The sequence below is a fragment of the Stenotrophomonas mexicanensis genome (assembly GCF_032911605.1).
Classification (GTDB): Bacteria; Pseudomonadota; Gammaproteobacteria; order Xanthomonadales; family Xanthomonadaceae; genus Stenotrophomonas; species Stenotrophomonas maltophilia_A.
On sequence record NZ_JAWJTG010000087.1, the window covers coordinates 1 to 2,739 of the forward strand.

3 protein-coding genes are annotated in these 2,739 nt (G+C 66.3%); all 3 read right to left on the reverse strand.

Annotated elements, in window-relative coordinates:
* Positions 1–113: 113 nt before the first annotated feature.
* Entirely contained in the window at positions 114–572 is a 459-nt protein-coding gene (locus tag R1L06_RS20415) for a hypothetical protein (RefSeq protein ID WP_317218589.1), read from the reverse strand.
* Positions 573–768: 196 nt separating this feature from the next.
* Positions 769–1,488: an aquaporin Z gene (gene aqpZ, locus R1L06_RS20420; protein ID WP_317218590.1), complete on the reverse strand. Its 720-nt coding sequence runs from the start codon at positions 1,486–1,488 to the stop codon at positions 769–771.
* Between the two features lie 121 nt (positions 1,489–1,609).
* Positions 1,610–2,473: a pirin family protein gene (locus R1L06_RS20425; RefSeq protein ID WP_032129853.1), complete on the reverse strand. Its 864-nt coding sequence runs from the start codon at positions 2,471–2,473 to the stop codon at positions 1,610–1,612.
* Positions 2,474–2,739: the final 266 nt, after the last annotated feature.

Here is a 2,739-nt window from a genome sequence, read left to right on the forward strand (position 1 = left end):
CGCCAGGAACTGGCGGTGCTGGGCGGTGGCGAGCAGTTGCACCTCTCGGCCGGCACTACCGTCGGATCGGCTCGCATTGCGGGGATGCTGCCAGGCAGTCATCCCCGTCACCTTCAGCGCCCCGCAGCCACGGCCGACGGGGTCAGGCTCATGCCCTGCGCCAGCTGCTGCAGCGAGCCCAGTTCCTGCGCGCTGTCCGGATACAGCGAAATCTGCGCGTAACGCCCTTTGTCGAGCTTGACCACACTGATGCGACGCTCGGCATAGCCGGGCGGCTGCTGGCCACCCAGATCGGGCTGGTACCAGTACAGCGATTCACCGCCGAAGCTGCCCTTTTCCTGGCGCAGCGAGCGGTTCAATGGAAGGTTGGGATCGCGCACACTGAGCATCAGGCTCAGTACCTCGCGGCCATCGCCGGTGCTGGCGCGGCAGACCAGGAAATCGGCCTGTGCCTGCTGTTGCCACTGCAGGCCGCTGCTGGCCGGCAATGAAGGACATTCGGTGGGAGCCTGCGCGGCGGCCTGGGCCACCGCGAACAGCAGGCTCGACAACACTACAGGCGCGAACTTCATGCATCCCCCAAGGTGGTGTGTCGTTGGCTCCGCCGGATGGACCGGCAGCCTTGGCATCCCATCCCCGGATGCCGCCCCGGCCGGCATGTGCACGGACGGTCAACTCAACCTTAACGGAACGTGAGCGATCGCACAAATCGCGGTTACACGCGTAACCATTGCGGCCGATGGTCGGCCGCAATAGTCCGCACGGGCCTCAGCGGTCGTTGCCGATCCACTTGTAGATGATGCCGCCGATCGCGCCGCCCAGCAGCGGGGCGACCCAGAACAGCCACAGCTGGCTGACCGCGCCGCTGCCGGCGAAGAAGGCCACCGCCGTGGAACGGGCCGGGTTCACCGAGGTGTTGGTAACCGGGATGCTGATCAGGTGGATCAGGGTCAGCGACAGGCCGATCGCCAGCGGGGCGAACCCGGCCGGTGCCTTGCCGTGGGTGGCGCCCATGATCACGATCAGGAACACGGCGGTCAGCACCACTTCGCACAGGAAGGCCGCGGCCACGCTGTAGCCGCCGGGGGACAGCGCGCCGTAGCCGTTGCTGGCGAATGCACCGGCCTGGCTGCCATCAATGGCGAAGCCGTTGGCGCCCGATGCGATCTGCAGCAGGATGAAGCCGGCCAGCAGGCCGCCGGCGACCTGGGCGATGATGTACGGGATCAGGTCCTTGGTCGGGAAACGACCGCCGGCCCACAGGCCGACACTGACCGCCGGATTGAAGTGCGCGCCGGAGATATGGCCGAACGCATAGGCGCCGGTCACCACGGTCAGGCCGAAGGCCAGCGCAACGCCGAGGAAACCGATACCCAGCGGATTGCCGTCACCGCCGAACTTGGCGGCCAGCACGGCACTGCCACAGCCACCCAGAACCAGCCAGAACGTGCCGAGGAACTCGGCGGACAAGCGTTTACCCATGCTCATGTGTTGCACTCCTTTGACGGTCGAAAGTGTGATTTATGTCACATTTCAATGATCAGCGGGTGACTGTAGTGTCAACGCCGGGTGCAGGGATACACCTTCGGATGTGTGCAACACGCGATGTTCAGTACTGCGGCAGCGGGATGAATTCCTTGTCGTCGCCCGGAATGGTGCCGAAGCGGCCGGCCTCCCAGTCGTGCTTGGCCTGTTCGATACGTTCCTTCGAGCTGGACACGAAGTTCCACCACAGGTGACGCGGGCCATCCAGCGGCTCGCCACCGAACAACATCGCCTTCACCGGCGTCTTTGCGCGCAGGCGGCCACGCGCACCAGCCTCGGGGATCACCAGGTGCTGGGCAGGGATGTCCACGCCATCCAGCTGCGCGTCGCCTTCGAGGATGTACAGCGCGCGCTCGCGGTGGCCGTTGTCGATATCGATTTCCGCATCCGGGTCGAGGTCGATCGCCACATTGAGCGTGTCGGCGAACACCTTCACCGGCGATTCTTCACCGTAGGCGCGGCCGGCGATGACGCGCAGCCAGGCGCCATTGCGGCGCTGCTCCGGCAGGGTGGCGGCGGCATGGTGGTAGAACGCCGGTTCGATTTCCTCATGCGATTTCGGCAGCGCCACCCAGGTCTGCATGCCGTGGATCGGGTTGTCATGGTCGCGGTCCGGCTGCGGCGTGCGCTCGGAATGGGCGATGCCGCGGCCGGCGGTCATCCAGTTGACGTCACCGGGGCGGATCACCTGATCCGAACCCAGCGTGTCGCGGTGGCCGATCGCGCCCGACCACAGGTAGGTGACCGTGGCCAGGCCGATATGCGGATGCGGGCGCACGTCGATGGCCGTGCCGGGATGCATGAGCGCCGGGCCCATCTGGTCGACGAACACGAACGAGCCGATGCTGCGCGCCTGCAGGGTGGGGACCGCGCGACGGACTTCGAGTCCGCCGATGTCGTGCACGCGCGGGGCGATGATGGTGGTCATGCGGGCGTTCTCGCTGGCAGGGATCAGGTGGTCAGCATCGCATGCAGCTGTGACGGGGACATGCCCCGTATGGGTAACAGGTTGTTCCGTAGAGTCGAGCTTGCTCGACTGGGGTTCCAGCCAACGGCGCAGCCCCTCGTGGCTGTGGGGTTGGTCGCTGAAGGCAAAAGCAGAAGCCGCGCTTGGCCGGGCGGGTGGGTGGCGCAGGGGACGCTGCAAGTACGTCCATGTAAGCTCGATCGCCGCATCCATGCGGCTCACGCCCC

Bases quoted from the DNA above. Each gene is read 5' to 3' on its own strand.
- R1L06_RS20415 (WP_317218589.1), bottom strand. From the start codon at position 572: ATGAAGTTCGCGCCTGTAGTGTTGTCGAGCCTGCTGTTCGCGGTGGCC.
- aqpZ (WP_317218590.1), bottom strand. From the start codon at position 1,488: ATGAGCATGGGTAAACGCTTGTCCGCCGAGTTCCTCGGCACGTTCTGG.
- R1L06_RS20425 (WP_032129853.1), bottom strand. From the start codon at position 2,473: ATGACCACCATCATCGCCCCGCGCGTGCACGACATCGGCGGACTCGAA.